We start from the raw sequence: 26,321 nt of genomic DNA, 5'->3' as shown, positions 1-26,321 counted from the left end.
GTGCTGGACGCTAATGCCACAGCGCAGCTGCGCCAATACTTGCAGCTGCTGAAACTTCCCATCGAGCTCGTCGCCAGCCTTGATGATAGCCCCACCGCAGGGCGGATGCGGGAGTTGCTCGACGAGATCGCCGCCCTCAGCCCGCTAGTGACAGTACGGCAGGAGCCAAACGAGTGGACACCGTCGTTCGCGGTCCGGCGGGCAGAAGCCGATGTCGCGGTACGTTTCGCGGGTCTGCCCATGGGACACGAGTTCGCCTCCCTCGTGCTGGCGCTGGTACAGGTGGGCGGGCACCCAGCGAAGGTAGACCCGGAGACGATCGCTGCTATTGAGGCCCTGCCGGGCGGTGAGTTTGTCACCTTCATGTCGTTGACCTGCCAGAACTGCCCCACGGTGGTGCAGGCGTTGAACACCATGAGTGTGCTCAACCCCCGTATCCGGCACGTGGCTGTGGAGGGGAGCGTGTTTCCCGCCGAGGTGGAGGCGCGCGGCATCAAGGCAGTGCCCACCGTCTACCGAGACGGCGAGCTCTTCGGGCAAGGACGCATGGACATTGCGGACATTGTGGCCCAGCTTGATGCCTCCTCCCCTGCCCGGGCCGCGGCGGCCCTGGACGCCAAAGCTCCTTTCGACATGCTGATCGTCGGGGGCGGACCGGCGGGGGCGGCAGCGGCGGTCTACGCCGCCCGCAAGGCGCTGCGCACCGGGGTGGTGGCCGAGAGGTTCGGGGGCCAGGTGCTCGACACCGTGGGCATTGAAAACCTCGTCTCCGTGCCGTACACGGAGGGGCCCCGGCTGGCGGCCAGCCTGGAGGAACACGTGCGCCGCTACGACGTCGACGTCACCACGTCGCTGCAGGCCACCAGCCTGCATCCCGCAGACGACGACGGGCTACTACGTGTCGACTTCGCTAACGGCGGGAGCCTGCGGGCGCGCAGCGTCGTCGTGGCCACGGGGGCTCGCTACCGGACGCTCGGCGTTCCCGGTGAGGAGGAGTACCGCAATAAGGGGGTAACTTTCTGCCCCCACTGCGACGGCCCGCTCTTTACCGGCAAGCAAGTTGCCGTTATCGGTGGTGGCAACGCCGGTGTCGAGGCGGCGATAGACCTGGCGGGTATCGCTCAGCACGTCACCGTCATCGAGTACCTGGAGGAGCTGCGGGCCGATCAGGTGCTTATCGACAAGTTGCACAGTTTGCCCAACGTCGAGGTGCGTTTAGCCAGTCAGGTGCATCGCATTGCGGGTGACGGCACCCAGGTCGAGGGGATCGAGGTGGAGGATCGCCAGACCGGCCAACGGCAGCAGCTGGAGGTCTCTGGGGTCTTTGTCCAGATCGGCCAGCTGCCCAACACCGAATGGTTGACGGACACGGTTGAGCGCAATCAGGCCGGTGAAATACGCATAGACAGTCGCGGAGCCACCTCCCTGCCGGGGGTCTACGCTGCGGGCGACTGCACCGAGGCCCCTTACAAGCAGATTGTGGTCTCTTTGGGGGCCGGGGCAACGGCGGCTCTTGGGGCGTTCGACTACCTCATCCGCAGCTCCGGAGCTTCCGCGTGAACCTGCGGGCCCTGGAATACCTGGTGGCGGTGGCGGACCGGCGGAGTTTTCGTCGGGCCGCCACCGCCTGCGGGGTATCGCAACCCACCCTCTCGGTGCAAGTGCGCAAACTGGAAGAAGAACTTGGGGTGGAGCTAGTCGACCGCAGTGCCATCCCCTTGTCCTTGACTCCGGCGGGAACGAGTGTGGTCGAGCGAGCGCGCACCATTCTGGCGGAGGCGGCCGCCATCCGCCTGATCAGCCTCGAACTGCACGACTCCCCCGCCCCCATCCGGCTGGGAGTCTTCCCCACCCTCGGGCCTTATCTGTTGCCGCACGTCAGTGCCGCCCTGCGCACCGCGTTGCCGCGGCTGCTGCTCACGGAAGAGAAATCCTCTACCCTCGCCGAGTGGCTCTGCGCAGGCGAGCTGGATGCCGCCGTGCTGGCACTGCCGGTGGATGACCCGCAATTGGAACAGCGGCCGCTGTTTCGGGAAGATTTCGTGGTGGTGGCCCCCGCTGGGCACCCGCTAGCGAACACCACGCGGGTGACTAGGTCGTCGCTCGTGGGGCGCGAACTGGTGCTGCTATCCGATGGGCACTGCCTGAAGTCGCAGGTGCGAGACTGGGCCGCAGCCAACGGCGCCGTAGTTCGTAACGACTATTGCGCCACCAGTTTGGAGTCCCTCCGGCACACGCTCCTGACCGATGGCGGGGTCACCTTGCTCCCCGCATTGACGGTGCTGCCGCCGGTAGTCCCCACGCCTGGACTAATCGTCAGACGTTTCGCCGGGCAAGCTCCGTTCCGGGACGTGGCCTTAGTATGGCCGCGCACCTCCCCGCACCGACGGCACCTGCGTGCCCTCGCCCCGCTTCTGGTGCCGCCCGCCTCGGAGTGTCACGGTCTCCTGCGCCCGCTTTAGGCAGCTAGCGGGCGGATGCGGGCCGCCACTGTCAGCACTACTTCCCGCATATCTGGTGGAATTCGTTGCCAGGCCGCCTGGCGAATCTCCGCTGGAATACCGAACAGTGCCTCAGCTACTGCTCCCGCAATTGCCCCAACCGTGTCAGTATCGCCGCCGAGGGATACCGCCAAGCGCAGGGCCCGCTCGAAAGAATCCGCCTCTAACGCGCACGTCAAGGCTTCGGGCACCGTGGCCTGACAAGACTCTTGGTGGAAGTAGCCCGGCCGGATCTGGTCGGTGGTGCGGGAAAGATCGTACCCAAAGCGAGATGCCACCTCGGCGCGCAGGTGCTGCCGCTCTTGCGCAGCCACTGGCAGTCCTGGCCGCGCCAACTGGCGGGCCCGGAAGATAGCCCAGGCGACGGCCTGCGCGCCCTTAATGCCCTCCGGGTGCGAATGCGTAACCTGTGCGGTGATCTCGGCCCACTGCAGCACCTCGCTTTCGGTGGCGGCAAGCCAGCCGACGGCCGCCACCCGCATGGCCGAGCCATTGCCGAAGCTGCCGTAAGGCGCGGGCTCGGCAGCGTTTAGCCAACCGAGGAACCGTCCCCCGTATCCCCCCTTGGGGTGCGGATAGCGACGGTAAAACTCCCGCAGCCATTTCGTCACTGCCGCTGGGCCTTGCGTGGGGTCGCCCGCGGCCTCCAAGAGAGCGGCCGCCACCGCTACCGTCATGGCTGAGTCGTCAGTGACCTCTGATTGAGGGCTAAAGAGCGGGAAATCTGTGGTCTTTTCGCCCTGATCAAACTCGTAGGGACTGCCGACGATGTCGCCGATTATTGCTCCAAGCATCTGATCTCTTTCGCTGGTTACGGCAACGGGTGTGCGGCCAACCACTCCCGCGCGATGGTCGCGGCGGGTAGGCCCTGGGTCACGCTACGGGCATTCAACTCCCGCAGCTCAGCGGTCGTCAGTTGCGCGCTGAGCTTGTTCAGCGCCTCAGCCGCTTGCGGCGGCAGGCTGGCACTGACTACCGGGACGACCTGGGATGAGAGAAATACCCCTTGCGTATCTTCGAGCGCCACCAGGTTGTTTTCGTCTACCGCGGGATCCGCGGTGTAGATATTGGCAATCTGAATCTGCCCCTCCACTAGTGCTTTGATCGTCAACGGGCCGCCGGAATCCTCAATGGGAGTAAAGGCGATGTCCAGATCGTAAGCGTCCTTGATGCCGCGCGGGCCATAGGGACGGGTCTCTGCCTCGGAGTTCGCGCCCAGAGTCAACGGCACGGTTACTTTGCGCAGGTCAGCAATGCTTCGCAGCTGCCATTTCTCGGCAAATTCTCGGGTAACGGTGTAGGAGTCCTGGTCACTGGCTGGGGCCGCGTCAAGCACCTCCAAGCCGTCTGGGGTGGCCTGCTGCAAGGCCGCATGTACCTCCTGCGGCGTACGGGCACTGGTCTCCGGCTGCCAATACTGCAGCAAGTTTCCTGAGTATTCCGGAAACACACTGATGTGTCCGGCGGTAATCTCCGGCAAATACACTTCGCGCTGGCCGATCCGAAACTCCCGCTCAACCTCGAACCCTTGCGCTTCCAGCGTCTGGGCGTATAGTTCCGCGATTATCTCGTTAGAGTAATAGTCCTGTGAGCCAACGACTATCGTGTCGCTCGAGGTTGGACCGAATGCTGACTCGGCGGTGCCGCAGGCGCCCAGACAGGACACCGCGAACATTACGGTTAGCAACTGGCGTTTCATCTCTACCTCCTTGCTATAGGGGGCTGCGGATAAGCGCGGGACGTGGCGATTTTTTGTAGCTTGGCCAGGGTCAATTCGGCAAGTAAAGCCAACGTGGTCACTAGCAGGGCACCGGCGAGCATCTGCGGGTAGTCACGAGATTTCAGGCCCGCGAACACGTAACGCCCCAACCCGATGTCGGCGGTGTAGGCCGCGAGCGTGGCCGTAGAGATGACCTGCAGGAGGGCCGAGCGGAGCCCACCCAGCAATACCGGCAAGCCCAAGGGAAGCTCTACATGCCATATCACCTGCCAGCGGTTCATTCCGACGGCCTGGGCCGCCAGCGGGATTTGTGGTTCGATCGCCTGAATACCCGAATACGCCCCCGCTAACAGCGACGGAACCGCGAGCACCACCAGTGCCCATACGGGCGCTTGGATGCCTATCCCTAGCGCGAGCGCAAACAGGGTGAGCACCCCGAGGGTAGGCACAGCCCGGGCAGCCCCCGTTAGGGCCCCCACCAGCTGGGTGCCGCGGCGGGTATGTCCGACCGCCACCCCCACCGGCCAGGCGATTGCGCTGGCCACGCCCACCGCGAGCAGGCTCACCCAGAGGTGTTCCAGTACGCGGGCCGGTATTGCCCCGGGACCGCTCCAGTGGGCGGGGTCTATCAGCCATTGCCAGGCCGCCAGCAGCAGGCTCATGGGTGGGCCTTTCTCGTCCAGGGCAACGCCAGGCGGCCACCGATCACCAACAGGACATCGAGCAAGATGGCCAGTGCCACCGTTCCCACAATTCCGGTGCAAATCTCCAGCGTCAGGCGCCGCTGGAGTCCGTCCGTCAGTAAGGAACCGAGACTAGGGATGCCCACCAAAGCCCCGATGCTGGCCAAACCGATCGTCGACACGGTCACCACCCGCACCCCCGCCAGGAGCACGGGGGCCGCCAGCGGCAGGTCGACGCGCCAAAACACGCTGCGCGGGGAGTTACCGACGGCGATAGCGGCGTCGTGGGTACGGCGGTCCACTGCCGCGAACGCATCGGCGGCCGTCCGCACCAGCAGGGCCACCCCGTATACCGTCAGGGCAATAATCATTGTGGCATTGGAACGTAAACGGGTACCTGCCAGTGCCGGAATGATCACCAGCAGCGGCAACGCTGGCACGGCGTAGAGTAAGGACGCTGCCGACAAGATCGGTTTTCCCCAACGCGGATGCCGGTGCGCCAGGCGCCCGATGGGGACCGCCACCAGCACACTGCACAAAATCGCTGGAATTGCCAATGCCAGGTGGGCGAGCGCGTAATCGCACACCATCTGCCAGTTGGCGCTCAACCAGCTCACTGCGCTACTACTCCGACGGGGCGACCGGCGTCGTCGACGACCACGGTCCGGCCACCAAGCTGACGCGCGGTCAGGCGCCTATCGGCCCGGTCCGCGCCTACAAAGTCCCGCACGAAGTCGGAACGGGGGTGGGCAAGGATTTCGGCAGCTGTTCCCTGCTGGGCAATCTCAGCCCCTTCCCGCAGCACCACCACTTCGTCGCCAAGACGAAAGGCCTCGTCCACGTCGTGGGTCACCAACAGGATGGTCTTGCCGAGCTCGGCTTGTAGCCGACACACCTCGTCCTGCAGCTCCCCGCGCACGATTGGGTCCACCGCGCCGAACGGTTCGTCCATGAGCAGGATCGCCGGATCGGCAGCCAGCGCGCGGGCGACTCCGACCCGTTGGGCCTGTCCGCCAGACAATTGGGCGGGGTATCGGTGGCCCAGGCTCGCGTCCAACCCGAGCCGCTCCAGGAGCTCGCGGGCGCGGTCGTAAGCAGCCCGTTTGGCCGTGCCAATGAGCCGAGGGACAGTGGCAATGTTGTCGAGCACTGTCCGGTGGGGCATTAGCCCCCCGGCCTGTAACACGTAACCGATAGAGCGTCGCAGTTGCACCGGATCGCGCTCCGCTACATCCTCACCATCAATGAGAACGCGTCCGGCGCTCGGTTCCACCATCCGGTTGACCATCCGGAGCAGGGTCGTCTTGCCCGAACCGGAGGAACCGAGCAGAGCCACCGCCCGTCCCGTGGGGACCTGAAGCGAGAAATTCTCGACTGCCACTGTCCCGTCGGGGTATGTCTTGGCTACTGATTCGAACTCGATCATGCGGGAACCTAACCTGGGCAACAGTACACGGCGATAACGTCACCTACGAGCAGGCTATTCCCCGAACCTGATGACTCCCCGGACTTAGGCGTCGCGCGACGCGGGTTGCAGGACGGCAGAGAGGTAGGATACCCCGTTGAAAACAACGAACGCAGCAATGATCTTGGTCAGGGCGTACGCCGCGGCAGCGTGATCGAAAAGCATGTAGATGCCGTAGGCGACAGCGAGGACGGCAATGGCCACCTGAATGACCTGAAACTTGCTTTGCGAGCGGGTGGCCAGCCAGAGGTAGTAACCGGCTGAGGCCAAAAAGGCCAGCAGGAAGACCCAGATCAACACGTAGTTGGAGATGTGCGGTAGCGCCAACAGCAACGCCCCAATCACCAGGGAGATGATCAGCGCGCTCCACGGGGCAGGCTCCAGTTTTTGGCTCACGTACCAAGCCAGGAGGGCGATGGCCACCAGCAGATAACCGATGCCGTAGGCAAAAGAGTTGTTCAGCAGGCTAGAGGTGGCGGTGAACCATAGGTAGATGCCGAAGGCAACAAAGACGATGCCAGCGGCTAGATTGGTCATTTTCAACATGGAGGGGCCCCTTCTCGGTGCGCGGGTCAGGCAAAACAGATAACTAACTGATCGTAAAGTGTCACGGGCGGGCGGTGGTTCACCGGCGGGCAAAGCTGCTGCGCGCGTAGGCCAGCCCGTTGACGATTCCGGCCACGGCCAGCAGCTTGCTGAGCGGCCAGGCCACCAGGTAGGGGTGGAAGAAAAACGCCACCGCCACCGCCACCAGAAGTGCCACGGCCCCCAGGTGCGGCAAGGAGAGTCGCTGCAGCCGGGCCGGGGGGCGGCTGGCGAGGAAGAGGCCCGCGGCCACCAGGCAGGCCAAAACGACCCAAAACAGCAGCAGGGCCGAGATGAAAGGCACCGCCAGCATGCCCACCCCGATGGCCAGTGAAGCAGCAATACGCCCCCACGCGGTGGTTGGGTGCCCTTCCCGCACCGACCACAGACCAAGCAGCACCGCGACGGCGAGGTACGCCATTGCCCACCCCACGCTGCCCCAGCCATATCCTCGACTGCGGGACACGAAGAGCGCCGTCCCTAAGCAGGTGAACGCTACCCCAGCCGCCAGGTTCACTACGCGGTGCACACTGTTTCCTTCCCTGTCTGCGGGTATCGGTCCCAATCTAGCGCCCGCAGCTACCGGCAGCAGTCGACTTGTTGGGCGGGTGCACGGACGCGGCATCCGCCCAACAAGTCGGTGGTGTCAGAAGGTGGAGGTGTCGATGACGTAGCGGTAACGGACCCGGGAGGCGACGACGTCGTCGTAGGCCTGGGTGATGCGCTCCCCGTCAATGATCTCAACCTGCGGGTAGATCTCGTGGGCAGCACAAAACTCCAGCATTCGCTGCGTCTCGGCAATGCCACCGATGAGCGAACCAGCCACGACCCGCCCTCCGCGCACGAGGGGTGAGAGGTCCACGGTGGCGGCCTCCTGCGGTAGGCCCACATCGACGAACGAACCAAACGGCTTGAGTGTCTTGATCAGGCCGCTGTAGTCCAGCTCGTTGGAGCTCACGGTGCAAATGATCAGATCGAAATGGGATTGCAGACCAGCGAGCACTCCCTCGTCGCTCAGCGCGTAGAAGTGGTGGGCACCAAAACGCTTCGCGTCCTCTTCCTTGCTGTGTCCCTGCGAGATCACCGACACCTCCGCGCCGAGCGCTACCGCAAACTGCACTGCCATGTGCCCAAGCCCGCCCATCCCGACGATGGCCACCTGCTTGCCCGCTTTCGCCCCCCAACGTTTGAGCGGCGAATAAGTGGTGATCCCGGCGCACAGCAGCGGGGCAGCCTGTTCCAGCGGAATCCTTTCCGGAATGCGCAGGGCAAAATCCTCCCGCACGGTGAAGCCCTGGGCATATCCGCCGGCGGTGGGTTCGCCGTCGGCGTCCTTACCGTAGGTCCAATAGGCATGCGGATTATTGCAGTACTGCTCCTCGTCGGCCTGGCAGAACTCGCAGGTGCGGCACGAGCCGACCAAGCACCCAACTCCGACGGCGTCCCCGACACTGAACTTGGTGACGCCGTCGCCGACGGCGGCCACCACGCCGACGATCTCGTGTCCGGGCACGAGCGGATAGGAGGCGGGCCCCCACTCCCCTCGCGCCGTGTGAATGTCGCTGTGGCAGATACCCGCGTACTTGACCTCGAAGTAGATCTCTCCCGGGCCGGGTTCCCGCACCTCGAGCGTTATTGGGTGGAAAACTGCCTGTTCGTCGTCACACGCGTACGCCTTGACTGCGGGCATGAGGAGGTCCTTTCTTCGACAACATTGTTTATTGTGCCTCCATTTGGCTGCGGGGGCGAGGTTTGGGCACAGTGCTTTCCGCTAGACGGCTATGTAGTGCCCTCCTGCGAGTTGCTGCACGCCGTAAACAGGGCGGCACGCGACGCTGTGCAATGGCGTTGGTGCGCGATGTGCCGCGCGGGCATTTATCGGCACCGCCACTAGTCGGAGTGGGGAATGCAATGCACGCGGATTTTGCACAGAGGGGGCCAAATGTCAGCGGGAGAGATTATCGGCCGTTGCTAGTTGCGGCGTCGACCGGCTACTCACGCTTGCCCGCCATTGCTGCCCAGCGGCGGCTGGGTGCTGTGGCGAATGCGCAGCTCGACCGGTAGGCGAATGTGGATGGCGGTAGTGGATTCTGCCGCGATTTGGTTGCCCAGCAGTTCCACGACCGCGTTCGCTTTAGCTGCAATGTCCTGCCGGATGGTGGTCAGCTCGGGCAGCAACTGGGCCGCCAGAGGCAGATCGTCGAAGCCGACAACGGAAATATCTTTGGGGACCTGGTGTCCCTGTTCTTGCAAACCTTTTAACAGGCCGGCGGCAATGATGTCGGCGGTGCAAAACACCCCGGTCACGGCGCTGCCTGCGAGCTGGTCGGCGGCCTGCAGGCCGGCGGCAAAGACGGTGTCAGCGTGGATGATGTGGGGCTCGGCCAGCGCCAGGCCCGCTTCGGTTAGGGCGCGGGTGAAGCCCTGCCGCCGGGCCGCCACCACCCCGACGGTGTCGCTGGCCGGGCCAACAAAGGCCAGTGTCGTGTGTCCGAGTTCCACCAGGTGCCGCCCCGCCAGGTAGCCCCCTTCCTCGTCGGCGACGGTGACGGTGGAGATCTGCGCTGACTGGCTGTAGTTGTCCAGGAAGACGATGGGCACGTCGTGGGTGGCGCGCAGCTCCGCCACCTCGTCCTGGAAGGTGCCGAGCAGCACCACCCCCGCCACGTTCCAGGCTCGCAGGCGGGTGGCGGCACTGAGCACATCGGTGGCGGCGTGAATCATCAGCAGATAGCCCGCCTGGCGTAGCGCCTCCTCCAAGTAGCCCATGAAGAGGGCGTCGTGGGCGTTGGTGAGGGAGGAGTCCTCCTGCCGGGGATAAATGAAGGAGATGAGGTTGGTGCGGTTCATGGTCAGGGCGCGGGCGGCGGCGTTAGGGACGTAGCCCAGCTGGGTGACGGCAGCCAGCACCCGGGCCTTGGTGGCGGCAGAGACCTTGCCGTCGCGGCCGTTGAGCACGTTGGAGACCGTCATTTTCGTGACGCCAGCCGCCGCGGCCACGTCCTGGAGGGTGGGCATCTGCTCGTTCCTTTCGTCGGTGGGCAGCCTAGCGATCCACCTCTTGACGCGCCCCATTGTGTGATCTAACCTACACGTATACCGGTAAACGTGCCGGTTGGATAGCACTTGCCCCCGCCTCAACTGCTGTCCCCCACCCGCCCCAAGACAGGGAAAGACAATGACGACTTCACTCGGGCGGCCCCGCCTTGCGGCTCTCCTCGCAGGAGCGACGGCCCTAAGCATGCTGGCCAGCTGCGGCCAATCGTCCGCGGCCAACGTGGGCGACGCCGTGAAAGACGAAAAGGCAGACAAGGGTCTGCCCATCGTCGGCGAAACCCTGAAGTACGACCCCAACACGCTCGTCAACGACGGTGAACCCATCCAGTTGCAGTGGTGGGCTTGGACCAATATCGAGCTCTTCCAGCAGATTGCTGATGAGTACCAACAGATCCATCCCAACGTGGATATTCAGGTGGTCAATCAGCCGTGGGACGACATCTGGACCAAGCTGCCCCTCGAACTGAAGGGCAGCAACGGCCCCGCCCTCTTCAATGTCCACGGCTCCCAGCACGACAACCTCATCCAGTTCATGGCGCCGTACGACATCCCGCTGGACGATGCCCGCGCGGACTACACCGGTGTCGACTACCACGTCATCGACGGCCAGGTGCACTACCTCGACCTGGGCCTGATGTCCGGCGCTATCTACTACAACACCGACATGTGGGCGAAGGCGGGCCTGACTGACGCGGATATTCCGCAGACGTGGGACGAGTTCCGTGAGGTCGCCAAGAAGCTCACCATCCGGGAGGGCGACAAGATCGTCCAGGCGGGCTTCAGCTTCAACGAAGGCGGGCAGAACTTCCAGATGGGCATGGCCTACCAGTTGGGCCAGAATCTCTTCGCCGCCGACGGTCAGACCCCCACGATCAACAACGAGGCGAACCTCAAAGTCATTGAGCGTTTTCTGGAAATCTACGCCGACGGTTCGGGCAGCAAGGACTTCGGCACCTCCGGCACCGATAGCTTCGGGCAGGGGCAGGTGGCCATGACCTACGCGTGGGGCTGGTTTTCCGGGCAGCTGCAAAACGACTTCCCCGATATCAAGTGGTCCGCATTCCCCACACCCGTGCCGGAAAAGGGCAAGGTGCCCTACGCTTACGACCGCACCGGGCTGGAAGCGACCTTCGGCATCAACAAGAACGCCAGCCCGGCGCAGCAGGCGGTGGCCCAGGACTTCCTGCTCTTCTACTTGACCAACGCGCAGGCCCAGAAGGACCTGGCGATGGCCTACTCGGTGTTCCCGTCCTACAAACCCATCGCCAACGATCCGATCTTCCAGACCAACCCCGCGATCGTGGCCTTCCACGACGTCGATCGGTACATCTGGCCTGGTAACTTCCCCGCCACCTTCGAAAACTCGCTCTCGACCATGTGGCAGGACATCTTGTACAACGGCGTGTCTCCCAAAGACGCCCTGGCAGCTGCCGAGGAACGAATCAAGCAAGATTTGGCGAACTTGAACTTCACTTCCTCGGAGAACGTCTATCCCCATTACGACAACAAGTAGAAAGGAAGCGGGGGCGCTTTGCCGCCCCCCGCCCCTCGCAATGGCCTCGCCCTCGCTCGCTGCTCACTCCCCCGCCCGCCAGCGGCGCTCGTCGAAACGACCTCGGTCTGAACGGCGGCTGCGCAATCTGGTGGTGGGGGCAATCCTGGCCGCCATCATCGTCTTCACGCTCGTGCCGATCGGCATGGCGATAGTCGGCTCGTTCTACCACTGGAATCCCCTCACCGGGGACTTTCGCCCCGCGGGCCTGGAGAACTACACCCGGCTGTTTGCCGATCCGCTGTTCTACTCCTCGCTGACCAACACGGTGGTATTTGGGGTGCTGGCCATCGGCGGGCGCGTGCTGCTAGGCCTGGCCCTGGCCTATGCACTCTTCGCCCCTGCTACGCGCGCCAAAAATTTCTTTCGTGCGGTCTTCTTCATGCCCACCATCACACCGTTAGTGGCGGTGGCCTACGTGTGGCGCCTCATGTATCACCCCCAGTTCGGGGCGATCAACGAAGTGCTCGGCACGGACAGCAACTGGTTGAAGGATCCCCGCTACGCTCTGGGCGCCATCATCGTGATGACCCTCTGGAAAGACTTCGGCTACGCAGTCATTTTGCTCTTGGCGGGCCTGTACGCGATCGACGAGGGGGTGCTGGAGGCCGCCGCCGTCGACGGCGCCACGGGCTGGCAGCGTTTTCGGTACGTGATCCTGCCGCTGCTTAAGCCGATGCTGGTGTTCGTTGTGATCACCTCGATAATTGCCTACCTCCAGGCCTTCATTCAGATCATGGTGTTGACCGAAGGCGGCCCCGGCACCAGCACCCAGACACTGTCCTTCATGATCTACTCCGAGGCCTTCGAGAACTACCAGTTTGGGTACGCCTCTGCCCTGGCCCTGATCTTGCTGTGCTTCACCGCCCTGCTGACTACCCTGTCTTGGCGTTTGCAGCGCGACGGGGATATCGTCGCCCGCCCCGGGCGCTGGTGGAGAGGAGCGCAATGATGCGATTGGTGCGCCTGACTAAGAGCCTCGTGCTCCACGCCCTCTTGGGGGCGATCGGGGTGCTCACCGTCTTTCCCTTCGCCTGGATGCTGGTGTCGTCGTTTAAATCCAACAGCGAGATAAACGCGGCCGCGCAGAGTTTCTGGCCGAAGAGCTGGACCTTGGACAACTACGTCTCCGTGCAGGAGAAACTTGAGTTCTTCCGACTGTTCGCCAACTCGATATTCCTGTCGGTGGTGATCACCGCCATCGTGATCTACACCAGCCTGCTCGGCGGCTTCGTATTCGCCAAGTACCAATTCCGGGGACGCGGGGCCGCCTTCGCGATCATCTTGTCCACGATGATGATCACCTGGGCGGTAGTGATCATTCCCCGCTACACCCTGTTCGAGTCCGCGGGCCTGCGCGGCTCCTACGCCTCCATCATCATTCCGGCGGCCATCAGCGGCTTCGGCATCTTCATGATGCGCCAATCGATGACCGCGGTGCCCGACGAAATCCTGGAAGCTGCCCGCATCGACGGGGCCAGCGAGCCCTACATTTTCCACCGCATAGTGGCCCCCATGTGCCGCAATGCGATCTCTGCCCTGGCGATATTCCAGTTCCTGTGGGTGTGGGAAGACTACCTGTGGCCCTACCTCATGATCACCAGTCAGGAGAAACAGGTGCTGGCGGTGGGGCTCACCACCTTCAACGGTCAGTACGGCACGGATTATGGAGGACTCTTTGCCGCCACCACCATCTCGGTGGTGCCGGTGCTCGTGGTGTACGTCGTCTTCCAACGGCGCTTCGTTGCCGGGGCGGCCAGTGCCGCTGTGAAGGGATGAACTAATGGACGCGACAGAACTGGAAGTATCGGCTGCGGGAGTACGCGGCCCGCAGTGGCGCATCACGTTGCTGACGGACCGCCTGGTCCGCCTGGAGTGGCAGGAGGCAGGTTTCTTCGCCGACGGGCCCACCCAGCTGGTGGTCTGCCGCGACTTTCCCGCCCCCACCTTCCGGGTTGACAGGCGCGCGGACCAGCTGCGCATCATCACCGACTACCTGGAAATCAACTACGACGGCCGCGAATTTTCCAGTGCCGGGCTCACGATTCGCCTGCGGCACGCCGCCGGGGCCCTGCACGGTACCACCTGGCATTACGGGCAGGTGATACCGGTGGATCAGTGGCACAGCAACCTGGGCGGCACCGTGCGCACCCTGGACATGGTCGACGGTGAGATTCCCCTCGACCCCGGGCTGGTCGGCCGCGCCGGGGTTGGGGTGGTGGATGACTCCGCCTCCCTCCTCCTGGATATAGACGGCTGGCCGCACCCGCGTCGCGGGCCAGGCCAGGATCTGTACTTCTTCGGATACGGCCTGGATTACGAGGGAGCGCTGCGGGACTTCTTCCGGCTCACCGGGGCCAGTCCGCTCGTGCCGCGCTACACGCTGGGTAACTGGTGGTCACGCTATTGGGCCTACAGTGCCGCCGAGTACCAGGCGCTGCTGGACGACTTCGCCGCCCGGCAGGTGCCGTTGTCGGTGGCCGTACTGGACATGGATTGGCACCTGACAGACATTGATCCGGCTCTCGGTACCGGCTGGACCGGCTACACGTGGAATCGCGAACTATTTCCCGACCCGCCCGCCTTCCTGGCAGCTCTGCACGCGCGTGGCCTCGCCGTCTGCCTCAACGTGCATCCCGCGGACGGCATCCGGCGGCACGAGGCGGTCTATCCGCAGGTGGCGGCCAAACTCGGGGTGGAAAACGGCGATACGGTGCCCTTCGACATTGCCGATCGCGACTTTGTGGCCAGCTACTTCGCGGATGTGCATCGGCCGTTGGAGGACGAAGGCGTGGACTTTTGGTGGCTCGACTGGCAGCAGGGCACACACTCGCGCCTGCCCGGTCTGGACCCCCTGTGGATGCTCAACCATCTGCACTACCGCGATAGTCAACGCCGCGGCCGAGGCCTGATCTTTTCCCGCTATGCCGGCCTCGGCAGCCACCGCTACCCGCTCGGATTCTCCGGCGACACGATCATCACCTGGCAGTCGCTAGCCTTCCAGCCTTACTTCACTGCCACCGCCGCCAACGTCGGCTACTTCTGGTGGAGCCACGACATCGGCGGACACATGTTCGGCAAGCGCTCGGCGCAACTCCAGACACGTTGGCTACAGCTGGGAGTGTTCTCCCCTATCAACCGCCTGCACTCCACCTCCAGCCCGTTCGCGGCGAAAATGCCGTGGGTTTTCCCAGCACCCCACCAAGAGATTCAGGAACGCTTCTTGCGGCTGCGCCACCGGCTCATCCCGTACCTGTACACGCTCATGTGGCACGCCCACACCGACGGCCGCGCGCCCATCGCCCCCGTCTATCACCGGTGGGCGAACCGTGACGACGCCTACACCCACCGCAACAGCTACCTGTTCGGCCAGCTGCTGGTAGTGCCCCTGACCCAGCCGGTCGACCCCGTGACGTCCCTAGTGGGGCAAGCAACTTGGTTGCCGCCAGGCACCTGGTTCGATGTTTTCACCGGGGAGCGCTACGTCGGCGACCAGCACCTGGTGCTGTACCGCCCCCTGGAGCGCTACCCGGTGCTTGCGCCCGCAGGCACGATCCTGCCGCTGGCCAGCGAGCCGACCGCAGCAACCCACGCGCACCCCGCGGCCCTCACCCTGCGCCTCTTTCCCGGGAGCGGCCGCACCCAGCTGGTGGAGGACGACGGCGGCACCGACCCCGTGGCCGCCACCATCGACTTTACGTGGCGGTGGGAAGACGCCACCGCCACGCTCACGGCCAGCGGCGGCGACCGCCGCACCCTCACCCTGGAACTCGTGGGCGCCACCGGTGGACGCGCGACAACCGCGGCGGGCAGCTGGCGTGGGCAGCCCGCGACCGACGAGTTGCTTGCCCCGGCCTACCGGTTCCCCCTCGGACAGGTGGATCTGGCGGACTTCACCGTGCAGCTGACGGAGGTCGCCTGGCAGCCGACCGACTGGCGCGGGGCCGCCTTCGCCCTGCTCGAGACCGCCGAAATAGCGCTCACGAGCAAGGAGCGGGCCTGGGCAGCGGTGCAGCAGCTCTCCGGTGCCCCCCTCGTCGCCGCATTGGCGGCCTTGTCTCTGCCGCCCTCCCTGCACGGGGCCTTGACGGAGCTGATCGCCAACCACACCTAGAGGCGCCCTTATGGCAGCTGGTTACCGGCCAGGCGGTACACCTCATACCACTCGGCTCGATCCAGCACCACCTGCTGTCCCGCCGCCAAGAGGGCCAGTCGGTGCGGATTGGTGGTGCCGGACACCACCTGCACCGCCACCGGCGGCCGCAACACCCACGCGGTCACTATCGCTTCTGGGGCCACGCCGTGGCGGGCGGCCAAGCGAGTCAGACACTCGTTGAGGGCCGCGTAACGCTCGTCGAGCAAGAAGGGACCGCCACTTCCTTGGAACGGCGAATAGGCCTGCAAGACCACTTCCCCGCCGCGGGCTTGCTCCAGCACTCCCCCATCTCGGTCGGGCGAGAGCTGCTCAGCTCCCATATTGACGGTCAAGCCGTGGGCGTAGACATTCGGGTGGGTCGGTCCCAGTTGCAATTGATTGACGCTCGTGTACGGCTCGCCCAGCGCCTGCACCTGGCGGGCGTTGTGGTTGGAAACTCCGAACGCGCGCACTTTGCCTGCCGCGTGCAGGCGAGCGAAGGCGGCGCGGATCTCCTCGGGAGCTGTCAGCACGTCCGGCCGGTGGATGAGCAGAATGTCGAGGTAGTCGGTGCCGAGCGCCCGCAGCGAAGCTTCGACAGAACGCTCGATATGGGCGGCCGACGAATCGTAAAAGCCCGGGCGAATTCCCACCTTGGTTTGCAAAATGATCTCGCTGCGCTCTGCCGCGCTCAGCGCCAAGTCCCCAAAGAGCGACTCGCAACGGTGATTGCCCCCGTAGATATCCGCGTGGTCGAACATATTGAGCCCAGCTTCGCGGGCGGCGGTATACAACGCCCGGGTGCCTGCCACGTCTGACAGCCGCATGCACCCCACCACTACGGCGGGGGCCGTAATAGGCGGCCCGTCCACCGTGTTAATCGCAATCGTCATGGCCCCACCATAGCCAGACTGCCTGCCCGCGCGCGGCGGGCAGGCAGCAGCATTGTTGGTTGAGCGTGTCTACCGGCGGCGCCGACGTTCGCGGACCCGCACCGAGATGGTGATGGGGGTGCCGACAAAACCGAATGTCTCGCGTAGGCGCCGCTCTATGTAGCGGCGGTAGGCCGGGTCGAGGAAACCAGTGGTGAACAGGGCAAAACGAGGCGGGGCCACATGCGCCTGCGTCGCAAAAAGGATGCGCGGCTGTTTACCGCCCCGCACCGGGTGGGGATGGGCAGCCTGCAGCTCCCCGAGGAAGGCGTTCAGTCGCCCGGTAGGCACCCGGGTACTCCAGCCCGCCAGGGCCGCATCCAGGGCCCGCACCAGGCGGTTGGTATGCCAGCCGGTCTTGGCCGCCAGATTGATGCGCGGTGCCCACTCCAACTGCACGAGATCCCGCTCTTGTTCCCGTTTGAGCAGTGCCTGCCGTTCCTCGTCCACAAGGTCCCACTTGTTGTTGACCACCACGATGGCGCGCCCCGCGTCCACGGCCTGCTGGATGACCCGCACGTCCTGCTCGGTCAGCGGCTCGGAGGCATCGAGCAAAACCACCGCCGCCTCTGCCTTCTCCAGCGCCGCCTGCGTGCGGAGGGAAGCGTAAAAGTCGGCCCCGTAAGTTTGGTGCACACGCCGCCGAATGCCCGCAGTGTCCACAAAGAGCCACGGGCGGCCATCCAACTCCAGCAACTCGTCGACTGGGTCCCGCGTGGTACCAGCCGTCGAATCGACCACCACGCGGTTGGTACCGGCCAACGAGTTCAGCAAGGAGGACTTGCCAACGTTCGGTCGTCCCACGAGTGCCACCCGGCGTGGGCCGCCGCGGGGACGAGCTGCGGCCACCGCCGAGACCTCCGGCAGTACCGCAACTACCGCGTCTAACACCTCTCCTGCCCCCCGTCCATGCAGCGCAGAGACGGGATAGGGTTCGCCAAGTCCAAGGTTCCACAGCGCATAGGCATCCGCCTCCATGGCCGCTGAATCGACCTTGTTGGCGGCCAGCACCACCGGTTTGCCTGCCCGGCGCAACAGCTTGACAACCTGCTCGTCGGCGTCGGTGATGCCCACGGTGGCGTCAACCACGAAGAGCACCGCGTCCGCCAACTCGATGGCCAGCTCCGATTGCTGGGCGACCGACTTGTCTAAGCCTTTAACATCGATCTCCCAGCCGCCAGTGTCCACGATCGTGAACTCTTTGCCCGCCCACTCAGCCGGATAGGACACGCGGTCGCGGGTCACACCCGGGGTGTCCTGCACGACGGCTTCGCGCCGCCCCAACACCCGGTTAACGAACGTGGACTTGCCGACGTTGGGGCGCCCAATGACGGCCAGCACCGGCAGCGCCTGCGCGGAGTCGTCCTCGGCTGCCAGCTCGATTTCGCCTGCCAGCAGCGCTTGGTCCTCTTCGTCTAACTCAAAGTCGGACAGTCCGGCCAAGAGCGCCTCAGCATGGCGGGATTCTTCCGCAGTGTCCGGCGCGGGGCTCACCGCCCCGGCCCCCAAAACGTCTAGTTCGTCGGGCAGCTGCTGCTCAGTCATGTCTTCATTCTCTCAGGTGCGGCGCGGTTGCCGGTCCGCGAAGTGTGGGTAGGTGGCAACGGTGATCTCGATGATTGCCGCCAGGGTCTCGGCCGGGGCAAAAGTTGAATTGTCCAGCTCAATCACGCCGTCGGCAGCCGTCGTGAAATTAGAGACCGTGGAGTCGTCGGCGTCGCGGCGCACGACCGCGTCACGCACCTGCTCTTGCTCTGCCCGGCCAGCAGCTCCCAGATCCTGCAAAGCCCGCCGCTCCAGGCGTGCCTGGGCACTGGCCACCAGCAGGATCCGGACAGGGGCAGAGGGCGCCACCACGGTGGTGATGTCCCGCCCTTCGGCGACTATGCCCTCCCCGCTTGTCACCGCGGCGGCTATCAACTCTTGCTGGCGGAGGCGTAGCAGTCGGCGGACCTCCAGGTTCGTCGCCACCTGCGAAACGACGGTGGAGATCGCTGGCGACCGAATGATCTCGGTGATGTCCTGCCCCGCGCAGGTAACGCGTGGCGCCGCCGGGTCGGTGCCCATCACCAGCGGCAACTCGGCCACCGCCGCGGCGACTGCCGCCGCATCATCCAGGGCGATGCCCTGCCGCTGACACCACCAGGCCGCCGCCCGGTACATGGCCCCAGTGTCGAGGTACTGGGCGCCCAAGTATCGAGCCAGCCCGCGGGCCGCAGTGGACTTACCGGACCCCGACGGGCCATCAATGGCTACGAGTGGACCTGCCACGCTCAAACCTCCGTTTCTAAGATCTGCCAACCACGCTCGGTCAGGGCCGCCGCCAACGGCTCCACCTGGGCGGGCAGCACGCTCAGCAACACCAGCCCCATCGACTTGCCGCTGGCGTGCTCAAGCTGAACATCCTCGATCGATATTCCTGCCTGCCCAGCGTCAGAAAACAGCCGCCCCAACTGCCCGGGCTGGTCCGGCACCAGCACAGTGAGTTTGCCGTAGTGCGTGCGGCCGCCCCCGTGCTTGCCCGGAATGCGGGCCACGCCCAGATTGCCTGCCGCAAGGACAGCATTGATCGCCCCGTGGGTACCGGGAGAGGCCGGACTGGTAGCAGCAGCGGCCGCCAACGCCCGCACCAGGGTGTCGAGATCTGCCTGCAACTCGCGCAGCACGTGGCTAACCTCGCGGCTGTTGAGGGCCAAGATGGCGGTCCACAGGCGCGGATCGGAGGCAGCAATGCGGGTGGTGTCCCGCAGCCCCTGTCCCGCCAATGCCAACGCCGCCGGTTCGGCATGCGCCAGGCGGGCGGCCAGCAGCGACGAGATCACCTGCGGCACGTGGGAGATGACGGCGACCGCAGCGTCATGCTCGGCGGCGGGCAGCACATGCAAAATAGCCCCCACGTCTACCGCGAGCGCGCGGACGGCGTTGATGGCCGTATCGCTGGAGGCGGGGTGCGGCACCACCACCCACGGGCGGCCGACGAACAGCGCCGCGTCGGCACCCACCGCCCCCGCACGTTCGCGCCCCGCCATCGGGTGCGAACCGACGTACCGGTGGGCGTGGGCAGGGGCGCGGGTGAGCACCTCTGTGACGATGTCGTGTTTTACGCTGGCCACGTCGGTGATGATGGCGGTGGGAAATTCTGCCAGCGCGGCCACTACCACCGCGCCCGTGACGTCTGGTGGGGTGGCCACCACCACGAGGTGGGGAGGCGGAGCGTGCGGGCTGGCGAGGGAGCCGGCCCCTAGGTCGCGGGCGAGGGCTGCCCCGGCAGGCGAGATGTCCCGCAGTTGGACAGGCACTTCCGGTTGCAGGGCAAGGCCTACGGAGGTGCCGAGCAGCCCCGTGCCGATGATCAGCACCGGCCCGCTGGTGAGGCGAGCGGTCACAAGTCCACGGCCTTCATGAGGCTGGATAGCTCTGGGCCGGAGATGACGCGGTGGCGGCCGGGGCGCAGGTCACCGAGAGTGATCGGGCCGACGCGGGTGCGCACCAGGCGTGTCACGGGGTGCCCGCATTCCGCCAGGAGGCGCCGCACGATGCGGTTGCGGCCCTCGTGCAGCACCACTTCCACGATCGATCCGTAGGGGGTGGAGGCTTTAATGGTGGCGCGGTCGCAGACGACCAGCCCGTCTTCTAGCTCCACGCCGCCTTCTAGCCGTTTGACTAGGCCGGGTTTGACGGTGCCCTCGACGGTGGCGATGTAGGTTTTGCGGATCTCGTAGGACGGGTGGGCCAGCCGGTGGGCGAGCTCGCCGTCGTTGGTCACCAAGATGAGTCCCTCGGTGTCGGTGTCGAGGCGGCCGACATGGAAGAGGCGTTCCTTGTGGTCCTCAAACCACTCCCCCAAGCAGATTCGGCCCTGTGGGTCGGACATGGTAGAGACCACGCCGGTGGGCTTGTTGAAGGCCATTGTCAGCTTGCCCATGTCTGTCTGCACGGGCATACCGTCAACGTGGATCTTGGCGCCGGGGCGCACCCGCACCCCGAGTTCGCGCACCACCTGACCGTCGACCTGCACGCGCCCGGCGGTTATCAGGGTTTCGCACTGGCGGCGGGAACCGACCCCGGCGCGCGCCAGTACTTTTTGCAGGCGTTCGCCGTCCGGGTCATGCACGGCGGCGGGGGCGCTGGGCGCGGCCGGGCGGGGCCGTCGTCGAGGTTTTTGTACGCCGCCATCGCCGGTGCGGGCTGCCCGGGCGTAGTAGTCGCTCATAGCCGCCGTCCTTCCATATCTTGTTCGATTTGGCCCAGCTCGTCGCTCCCTGGCAGGTAGGGGGCCAGTGGCGCCAGTTCCGATAAGTCCGTCAGCCCCATTCTCTCCAGGAAAGCGGGGGTAGTCACGTACAGTGTCGCGCCTGACGGTCCGACGCCTGCCTCCTCGATCAGACCGCGGGTCTGCAGGGTGCGGACGACCGAATCTACATTCACCCCCCGGATGGCCGCTACTCGGCTGCGGGTGACGGGTTGTTTGTAGGCGATAACGGCCAGGGTCTCTAATGCGGCTTGGGTGAGGCGGGCGGTGCGCCCCGCCACGACGAATGTGGCCACCAGCTCGTGGTAGGTGCTGGCGGAGTAGATGCGCCAGCCTCCCGCTACCTGTCGCAACGCAAAGCCGCGGGGCCGGGTCCCGCGGTGGCCCGCGTACTCGGCTTGCAGTTCTCCCAGGGTTTCTTCTACCTCGGTTGTTGTCCGGCCGCAGGCCTCTGCCAGGGCGGCGGCGGGCACTGGTTCGTCTACCACCATGAGGATGGCCTCTAGTCCAGCCGCCAGCTGCGCGTCTACTTCGCTCACGCCACTCCCTCGTCGTATTCGTCTGTGCCTGTGCCTACCTCGGAGGTCAGGTCGCCTGTCCACTGCACGGTCAGGGGGCCTAGATGTTCGTCTTGTTCAAACTCGACCACGCCTGCCCGGTACAGCTCCAGCAGCGCCAGGAAGCGGGAAACCACGACGGCGGTGGAGGCGGCGTCGGCGATCAGGTGGGAGAAGGTGGCTTGCCCGGCTGTGCGCAGCAATGCTGCCAGGATCTTCATCTGGCCTGGTACTGGCACCACTACCTCGTGCAGGTGGGCCACAGCCACCTCTGGTGGGCGGCGACTGAGGGCCGCGGCTGCTCGGCGCGCCAGTTCTTCCGGGCGCACGTGCCACACCAGCTCGGGCAGCAGCGCTGCGAAGGGCGCTTCCAACCCCACTTCCCGGGGCAGGTAGCTCTCGCCGACGGCTAGGCGCTGCCCCATCCAGGCGGCCGCTTCCTTGAAGGTGCGGTACTGCAGTAGGCGCGCGAACAACAGGTCGCGTGCCTCCAGAAACTCAAGGTCCTCCTCTGCTTCCCGCTCTTGCTGCGGCAGCAGCCTGGCCGCCTTGATTTCTAGCAATGTTGCCGCCACGACCAGGAATTCGCTGGCCTGTGACACGTCCCAGTGCGCATCCATGTGCGCGATGAATTCGTCCGTCACCTGGGCCAAGGCAATTTCGGTAATGTCGAGTTGATGCTTGGCTATTAACCCCAGCAACAGGTCGAAAGGACCGGTGAAGTTTTCCAGCGTCACCGAAAAGGCGCGTTGCTTTTGCGGCTCGCTGGGTGCCGCCCCCGTCGGCTCGGTCAGGGACGGAGGCAGTTCAGGCGCAGGCACCGCGCGCAACCACCTCGCGCGCCAGGCGGCGATAGGCCTCGGCCCCCGGGTGGTTGGGGGCGTAAGACAAAATGGGTTCGGTCGCCACCGAGGCGTCTGGGAACTTGATGGTCCGCCCGATCATGGTGCTGAAAACCAGGTCATCGAACGCCTGCTCCAGGCGCTCCAATACCTCCCGCGTGTGGAGGGTACGTTTGTCCACCATGGTGGCCAAGATGCCGTCGATGGTGAGGCGCGGATTGAGCCGGTCCCGGACCTTTTCGATGTTCTCCACGAGGAGGGCCACCCCCCGCAACGCAAAGAACTCGGTCTCCAACGGGATGATCACCCCGTGCGCGGCGGTCAACGCGTTGACAGTCAACAGCCCGAGGGAGGGTTGGCAATCGACGATGATGGCGTCGTAGTCGTCCACCACGGGGCGCAGCACTCGCGCCAGGATCGATTCCCGTGCCACTTCGTTTACCAGCTGCATCTCGGCGGCGGAGAGGTCGATGTTGGCCGGCACCAGATCTAGGTTCTCGGTGCGGGTGGGCAGGATGACGTCCCGGATGTCGGTCTTCGGCTGCGTCATCAACGTGTAGATGGTGTCGTCAATCTCGTGAGCCGCCACACCGAGACCTGCCGAGGCAGCACCCTGCGGATCGAAATCGACTATGAGTATCTTGCGTCCGTAGTCCGCCAGCGCAGCCGCCAGGTTGATGGTGGTAGTGGTTTTCCCCACTCCCCCCTTCTGGTTGCACATGGCGATAATGCGCGCCGGGCCGTGCCCGGACAGGGGCGCAGGCACCGGAAAATCGGTCGTCACGTCCGCTAGTTCGGAGATAGTCTCGTCGCTCACACTGTCACCTTATTACACGCCCGCCTCCGGCACCGGGCGGCTCGCGGGCGCGGCCAAAGCCCGCGGATGGGAGGTGGCGTAGATTTCGCGCAAGGTTTGTCCAGTGACTTTTGTGTACAACTGAGTGGTGGCTACCGAGGCGTGGCCAAGGAGCTCCTGCACTACCCGCACGTCCGCCCCCGCCGCCAGGATGTGGGTGGCAAACGAATGCCGCAGCACGTGTGGTGAGACGTGCCCCGCTAGGTCGGCGGCGCGCGCCACGCTCTGTAGCACCGCCCAGGCCGATTGTCGGGTGAGGCGACGGCCTCGGGCATTTACGAACAGGGCGGGCGTGCCGGTGCCTGCGGCCAGTAATTGCCCGCGCGCCGTGTGCAGGTAGGTGGTCAGAGCGGCCACCGCGTGGCTGCCCACCGGAACTACGCGCTGCTTGCCCCCCTTGCCGTGCAGGAGGACCGCGGCGGGTTCCCGCAACTCCACATCGTCCACATCCAAACTCACGGCCTCGGTGATGCGGGCACCCGTCGCGTACAAAAACTCCAACAGCGCCAGATCTCGCGTCCCGCTCGCCCCGGGGCGGGCAGCGGCTGCGCGCAAAAGCGCCTCCACCTGGTCAACCTCCAGGGCCTTGGGCAGTGTTTTGGCGGTGGCGGGCGGGTCCACGTCTACCGTGACATCCCGTTTCACCCGGCCCTCGGCCGCCAAGAAGCGATGCAGACCCCGGACGGCTGCCACGATCCGGGCCGTAGAGGAGGCAGCCTGTGCGGTGCCGGTGGCTTGCCCGGAACGCAAAGCTTCGACGAAGGTCTCGATGTGCCCGACGGTGACTGCCGCGGGCCCGGACACCCCCTGCGCGGTCAGGAAGGCGTCGTACTTGCGCAGATCGCGGGCATAGGCGGCCAAAGTATTGTCCGCCAGGCCGCGTTCCACCCGCAGGTGCGCCAGGTACTCCTCCAGGCAGTCGGTCAGCGGTGTCGTCACTGCGACTCCTTCCCGGTAGGGGCACGGTATGAGCGGGCAACGACACAATTATGGCCGTGCCCGTTCCGCAGGTCCGGCCGGACTTTCCCAGCATCGCCTACTAGTCTGGGGAGCGCTGCGCCACCGAAGAAGGAGTACCAGACGTGCACACTGCCCTTTCCTGGAGCGAACTCGATGATCGAGCGGTAGCTACCGCCCGCGTGCTGGCCGCTGATGCGGTGGAAAAGGTTGGCAACGGCCACCCCGGCACCGCGATTTCTCTGGCCCCCATTGCCTACACACTGTTCTCGCGCCTGCTGCGCTACGACGTCGCTGACGATCGGTGGGCTGGACGTGACCGTTTCGTCCTGTCTTGCGGCCACTCGGCGCTCACCCAGTACGTGCAGCTGTTCCTGGCCGGACTGGACATGGAGCTGAACGACCTGCAAGCGCTGCGCACCTGGGGCGCCAAAACTCCCGGTCATCCCGAGTTTCGGCACACCAAGTTCGTGGAGACCACCACTGGCCCGCTGGGACAGGGCATCGCCACCGCTGTGGGCATGGCGATGGATGCCCGGCGGGTGCGCGGACTGCTCGACCCCGAGGCACCCGTTGGCACCAGCCCCTTCGACCACCGGGTCGTTGTGATCGCTTCTGATGGCGACCTGCAGGAGGGCGTCAGCGCGGAGGCTTCCTCCCTGGCCGGCACCCAGGAGCTCGGTAACCTGTTGGTCATCTGGGACGACAACCACATCTCCATCGAGGACGACACCGACATCGCTTTTACGGAAGACGTCGATGCCCGCTACCGGGCGTACGGATGGCACGTCCAGCGGGTCGATTTCACTGCCTCCGGCAGCTACGTCGAGGATCTGGATGCCCTGTGGGCCGCAATCGAGGCCGCCCAGGCCGAAACTGGCCGTCCCTCGCTGATCTCGGTGCGCACCATCATTGGCTGGCCCGCCCCCACCAAACAGAACACCGGCGCCATCCACGGCTCGAAGCTGGGAGGCGAGGAATTGGCGGCCCTGAAGGAGCTCCTCGGCTTCGACCCGCAGAGCCACTTTGCGGTCGCCGAGGAAGTGTTGACTTACACGCGGCAAAACGCCGCCCGCCGCTCGCAGCAACTGCGGTCCGAGTGGGACGAACGGTACACAGCTTGGCGGGCAGCTCACCCGGAGGCAGCCGCGTTGTACGACCGCCTGGTGGCCCGCCAACTGCCGTCCGCCTGGGACGCCAACCTGCCGGAGTTTGGCACCGGCACGCCGATCGCCACCCGGGCCGCCTCCGGAAAGGTGCTGGCGGCGCTGGCGGAATCTCTGCCGGAGCTGTGGGGTGGCTCGGCAGACCTGGCTGGTTCAAACAACACCACGATGCCCGGTCAGCCGTCGTTCTTGCCCGCACACCGTTCCACTGCGGCTTTCGCCGGACACGAATACGGTCGCACCCTGCACTTCGGCATCCGCGAACACGCCATGGGGGCCATCCTCAACGGCATGGCGACGCAAGGGCTCACCCGCCCCTACGGCGGCACCTTCTTCCAGTTCGCTGACTACATGCGCCCAGCGGTCCGTCTGGCGGCCCTCATGGACGTGCCCTCCATCTTCGTCTGGACGCACGACTCGATCGGGGTTGGGGAGGACGGACCGACCCACCAGCCCGTCGAACACCTGGCAGCCATGCGCGCCATCCCGAACTTCGCGGTGGTGCGGCCCGCCGACGCCGCCGAGACCTCGGTGGCCTGGCGCGAGATTATCGCCCGGGACAAGCCCGCCGGCTTGGTCCTGTCCCGCCAGAATCTGCCTGATCCCGCCCGGGGCGGAGAATTGGCCAGCGCCCAGGGAGTCGCCCGCGGCGCCTACATCCTGGCCGAGGCCCCGGCCGGCCTGGAGCTGCAAGTCTTGCTCATCGCCACCGGTTCCGAAGTCTCCCTAGCCCTGGCCGCGCGCTCCGAGCTGGCACAGCAGGGCATCGGGGCACGGGTTGTGTCAATGCCCTGCCAGGAGTGGTTCGACGCGCAAGACGCGACCTACCGCGATGAGGTGCTGCCCCCCAGCGTGCGGGCGCGCGTGGCCGTGGAAGCGGGAATCGCCATGCCGTGGCACCGCTACGTCGGGCAGGCCGGGCGCATCGTCAGCCTGGAGCACTTTGGGGCCTCGGCGGCCGCCGAAATATTGTTTGAGCAGTTCGGGTTTACCCCGCAGGCGGTGGTGGCCGCTGCCCACGAGTCCCTGTCCGCTCTCTAACTTTCTCATCGTCTGCGAAG

25 protein-coding genes are annotated in these 26,321 nt (G+C 65.4%); 7 read left to right on the top strand and 18 right to left on the bottom strand.

The window, feature by feature from the left end; all coding sequences use genetic code 11:
- Entirely contained in the window at window positions 1-1,560 is a 1,560-nt protein-coding gene (gene ahpF / locus BSZ40_RS02590; protein WP_073823031.1) for an alkyl hydroperoxide reductase subunit F, read from the top strand.
- A complete protein-coding gene (locus tag BSZ40_RS02585; protein ID WP_073823029.1) occupies window positions 1,557-2,462 on the top strand; it encodes a LysR substrate-binding domain-containing protein in 906 nt (301 codons plus the stop codon). Before ahpF ends, BSZ40_RS02585 begins: the two co-directional genes overlap by 4 nt.
- Here the strand turns inward: BSZ40_RS02585 and BSZ40_RS02580 are convergent.
- The 9 genes from BSZ40_RS02580 to BSZ40_RS02540 form a co-directional block, all read right to left on the bottom strand.
- Window positions 2,459-3,295: an ADP-ribosylglycohydrolase family protein gene (locus tag BSZ40_RS02580; RefSeq protein ID WP_073823027.1), complete on the bottom strand. Its 837-nt coding sequence runs from the start codon at window positions 3,293-3,295 to the stop codon at window positions 2,459-2,461. The two genes, BSZ40_RS02585 and BSZ40_RS02580, sit on opposite strands and share 4 nt — an antisense overlap.
- Window positions 3,296-3,312: 17 nt before the next feature.
- A complete protein-coding gene (locus tag BSZ40_RS02575; RefSeq protein WP_073823025.1) occupies window positions 3,313-4,200 on the bottom strand; it encodes an ABC transporter substrate-binding protein in 888 nt (295 codons plus the stop codon).
- 2 nt (window positions 4,201-4,202) lie between these two features.
- Entirely contained in the window at window positions 4,203-4,883 is a 681-nt protein-coding gene (locus tag BSZ40_RS02570) for an ABC transporter permease (RefSeq protein WP_073823023.1), read from the bottom strand.
- Window positions 4,880-5,521 carry an ABC transporter permease gene (locus tag BSZ40_RS02565; protein ID WP_073823021.1) on the bottom strand — a complete coding sequence of 214 codons (642 nt, stop codon included), beginning with the start codon at window positions 5,519-5,521 and terminating at the stop codon, window positions 4,880-4,882. The genes BSZ40_RS02570 and BSZ40_RS02565 overlap by 4 nt, the downstream gene beginning before the upstream one ends.
- Window positions 5,518-6,330, bottom strand: coding sequence for an ABC transporter ATP-binding protein (locus BSZ40_RS02560; RefSeq protein ID WP_073823019.1), 813 nt, complete (start codon window positions 6,328-6,330; stop codon window positions 5,518-5,520). Before BSZ40_RS02560 ends, BSZ40_RS02565 begins: the two co-directional genes overlap by 4 nt.
- Before the next feature lie 84 nt (window positions 6,331-6,414).
- The gene (locus BSZ40_RS02555) at window positions 6,415-6,906 is read right to left on the bottom strand and encodes a DUF308 domain-containing protein (RefSeq protein ID WP_124850759.1); all 492 of its coding nucleotides are present in this window, start codon (window positions 6,904-6,906) and stop codon (window positions 6,415-6,417) included.
- A gap of 88 nt (window positions 6,907-6,994) precedes the next feature.
- The gene (locus tag BSZ40_RS02550) at window positions 6,995-7,483 is read right to left on the bottom strand and encodes a hypothetical protein (RefSeq protein WP_143180856.1); all 489 of its coding nucleotides are present in this window, start codon (window positions 7,481-7,483) and stop codon (window positions 6,995-6,997) included.
- A 117-nt stretch (window positions 7,484-7,600) separates the two neighbouring features.
- Window positions 7,601-8,644, bottom strand: coding sequence for an NAD(P)-dependent alcohol dehydrogenase (locus BSZ40_RS02545; protein ID WP_073823013.1), 1,044 nt, complete (start codon window positions 8,642-8,644; stop codon window positions 7,601-7,603).
- A 305-nt stretch (window positions 8,645-8,949) separates the two neighbouring features.
- On the bottom strand, window positions 8,950-9,972 hold the full coding sequence (locus tag BSZ40_RS02540; RefSeq protein WP_073823011.1) for a LacI family DNA-binding transcriptional regulator: 1,023 nt from the start codon (window positions 9,970-9,972) through the stop codon (window positions 8,950-8,952).
- A 160-nt stretch (window positions 9,973-10,132) separates the two neighbouring features.
- Here BSZ40_RS02540 and BSZ40_RS02535 point away from each other — a divergent pair, with 160 nt between their 5' ends.
- The 4 genes from BSZ40_RS02535 to BSZ40_RS02520 are packed head-to-tail and all read left to right on the top strand — an operon-like array spanning window position 10,133 to window position 15,677.
- Window positions 10,133-11,524 carry an extracellular solute-binding protein gene (locus tag BSZ40_RS02535; protein WP_073823009.1) on the top strand — a complete coding sequence of 464 codons (1,392 nt, stop codon included), beginning with the start codon at window positions 10,133-10,135 and terminating at the stop codon, window positions 11,522-11,524.
- A gap of 40 nt (window positions 11,525-11,564) precedes the next feature.
- Complete coding sequence (locus BSZ40_RS02530; protein ID WP_073823007.1) at window positions 11,565-12,515, top strand: carbohydrate ABC transporter permease; 951 nt, start codon at window positions 11,565-11,567, stop codon at window positions 12,513-12,515.
- Window positions 12,512-13,342 carry a carbohydrate ABC transporter permease gene (locus BSZ40_RS02525; protein ID WP_245793776.1) on the top strand — a complete coding sequence of 277 codons (831 nt, stop codon included), beginning with the start codon at window positions 12,512-12,514 and terminating at the stop codon, window positions 13,340-13,342. Before BSZ40_RS02530 ends, BSZ40_RS02525 begins: the two co-directional genes overlap by 4 nt.
- A gap of 4 nt (window positions 13,343-13,346) precedes the next feature.
- Entirely contained in the window at window positions 13,347-15,677 is a 2,331-nt protein-coding gene (locus tag BSZ40_RS02520) for a glycoside hydrolase family 31 protein (protein WP_073823003.1), read from the top strand.
- A gap of 8 nt (window positions 15,678-15,685) precedes the next feature.
- Here the strand turns inward: BSZ40_RS02520 and BSZ40_RS02515 are convergent, their stop codons facing one another.
- The 9 genes from BSZ40_RS02515 to BSZ40_RS02475 all read right to left on the bottom strand — a co-directional run bounded on the left by BSZ40_RS02515 (window position 15,686) and on the right by BSZ40_RS02475 (window position 24,076).
- Window positions 15,686-16,591: an aldo/keto reductase gene (locus BSZ40_RS02515; protein ID WP_073823001.1), complete on the bottom strand. Its 906-nt coding sequence runs from the start codon at window positions 16,589-16,591 to the stop codon at window positions 15,686-15,688.
- 69 nt (window positions 16,592-16,660) lie between these two features.
- Window positions 16,661-18,175, bottom strand: a complete 1,515-nt coding sequence (gene der, locus BSZ40_RS02510) for a ribosome biogenesis GTPase Der (protein ID WP_084542555.1) — start codon at window positions 18,173-18,175, stop codon at window positions 16,661-16,663.
- Window positions 18,176-18,187: 12 nt separating this feature from the next.
- On the bottom strand, window positions 18,188-18,901 hold the full coding sequence (gene cmk / locus BSZ40_RS02505; RefSeq protein WP_073822999.1) for a (d)CMP kinase: 714 nt from the start codon (window positions 18,899-18,901) through the stop codon (window positions 18,188-18,190).
- Window positions 18,902-18,903: 2 nt separating this feature from the next.
- Window positions 18,904-20,016, bottom strand: coding sequence for a prephenate dehydrogenase (locus BSZ40_RS02500; protein WP_124850741.1), 1,113 nt, complete (start codon window positions 20,014-20,016; stop codon window positions 18,904-18,906).
- A complete protein-coding gene (locus tag BSZ40_RS02495) occupies window positions 20,013-20,843 on the bottom strand; it encodes a pseudouridine synthase (RefSeq protein WP_084542554.1) in 831 nt (276 codons plus the stop codon). The genes BSZ40_RS02500 and BSZ40_RS02495 overlap by 4 nt, the downstream gene beginning before the upstream one ends.
- Entirely contained in the window at window positions 20,840-21,373 is a 534-nt protein-coding gene (gene scpB / locus BSZ40_RS02490) for an SMC-Scp complex subunit ScpB (protein WP_084542587.1), read from the bottom strand. The genes BSZ40_RS02495 and scpB overlap by 4 nt, the downstream gene beginning before the upstream one ends.
- A 44-nt stretch (window positions 21,374-21,417) precedes the next feature.
- Window positions 21,418-22,260 (bottom strand): segregation and condensation protein A, encoded by an 843-nt coding sequence (locus BSZ40_RS02485; protein ID WP_425425633.1) that lies wholly within the window; start codon window positions 22,258-22,260, stop codon window positions 21,418-21,420.
- Entirely contained in the window at window positions 22,247-23,098 is an 852-nt protein-coding gene (locus BSZ40_RS02480) for a ParA family protein (protein ID WP_073822995.1), read from the bottom strand. The genes BSZ40_RS02485 and BSZ40_RS02480 overlap by 14 nt, the downstream gene beginning before the upstream one ends.
- Before the next feature lie 12 nt (window positions 23,099-23,110).
- Window positions 23,111-24,076, bottom strand: coding sequence for a site-specific tyrosine recombinase XerD (locus tag BSZ40_RS02475; RefSeq protein WP_073822993.1), 966 nt, complete (start codon window positions 24,074-24,076; stop codon window positions 23,111-23,113).
- Between the two features lie 143 nt (window positions 24,077-24,219).
- Here BSZ40_RS02475 and tkt point away from each other — a divergent pair, with 143 nt between their 5' ends.
- Window positions 24,220-26,301: a transketolase gene (tkt, locus tag BSZ40_RS02470; RefSeq protein WP_073822991.1), complete on the top strand. Its 2,082-nt coding sequence runs from the start codon at window positions 24,220-24,222 to the stop codon at window positions 26,299-26,301.
- Window positions 26,302-26,321: the final 20 nt, after the last annotated feature.

The organism is Buchananella hordeovulneris (genome assembly GCF_001907235.1).
In the GTDB taxonomy this organism is placed as follows: Bacteria; Actinomycetota; Actinomycetes; order Actinomycetales; family Actinomycetaceae; genus Buchananella; species Buchananella hordeovulneris.
The sequence above is the reverse complement of the archived record's forward strand: the minus strand, read 5'-3'. Positions and strand labels throughout refer to the sequence as shown.

Bases quoted from the DNA above. Each gene is read 5' to 3' on its own strand.
- BSZ40_RS02575 (WP_073823025.1), bottom strand. From the start codon at position 4,200: ATGAAACGCCAGTTGCTAACCGTAATGTTCGCGGTGTCCTGTCTGGGC.
- BSZ40_RS02545 (WP_073823013.1), bottom strand. From the start codon at position 8,644: ATGCCCGCAGTCAAGGCGTACGCGTGTGACGACGAACAGGCAGTTTTC.
- BSZ40_RS02580 (WP_073823027.1), bottom strand. From the start codon at position 3,295: ATGCTTGGAGCAATAATCGGCGACATCGTCGGCAGTCCCTACGAGTTT.
- BSZ40_RS02540 (WP_073823011.1), bottom strand. From the start codon at position 9,972: ATGCCCACCCTCCAGGACGTGGCCGCGGCGGCTGGCGTCACGAAAATG.
- BSZ40_RS02560 (WP_073823019.1), bottom strand. From the start codon at position 6,330: ATGATCGAGTTCGAATCAGTAGCCAAGACATACCCCGACGGGACAGTG.
- BSZ40_RS02515 (WP_073823001.1), bottom strand. From the start codon at position 16,591: ATGACGATTGCGATTAACACGGTGGACGGGCCGCCTATTACGGCCCCC.
- BSZ40_RS02530 (WP_073823007.1), top strand. From the start codon at position 11,565: ATGGCCTCGCCCTCGCTCGCTGCTCACTCCCCCGCCCGCCAGCGGCGC.
- BSZ40_RS02535 (WP_073823009.1), top strand. From the start codon at position 10,133: ATGACGACTTCACTCGGGCGGCCCCGCCTTGCGGCTCTCCTCGCAGGA.
- BSZ40_RS02570 (WP_073823023.1), bottom strand. From the start codon at position 4,883: ATGAGCCTGCTGCTGGCGGCCTGGCAATGGCTGATAGACCCCGCCCAC.
- BSZ40_RS02495 (WP_084542554.1), bottom strand. From the start codon at position 20,843: ATGAGCGACTACTACGCCCGGGCAGCCCGCACCGGCGATGGCGGCGTA.
- der (WP_084542555.1), bottom strand. From the start codon at position 18,175: ATGACTGAGCAGCAGCTGCCCGACGAACTAGACGTTTTGGGGGCCGGG.
- BSZ40_RS02555 (WP_124850759.1), bottom strand. From the start codon at position 6,906: ATGACCAATCTAGCCGCTGGCATCGTCTTTGTTGCCTTCGGCATCTAC.
- BSZ40_RS02520 (WP_073823003.1), top strand. From the start codon at position 13,347: ATGGACGCGACAGAACTGGAAGTATCGGCTGCGGGAGTACGCGGCCCG.
- scpB (WP_084542587.1), bottom strand. From the start codon at position 21,373: ATGGTGGTAGACGAACCAGTGCCCGCCGCCGCCCTGGCAGAGGCCTGC.
- BSZ40_RS02525 (WP_245793776.1), top strand. From the start codon at position 12,512: ATGATGCGATTGGTGCGCCTGACTAAGAGCCTCGTGCTCCACGCCCTC.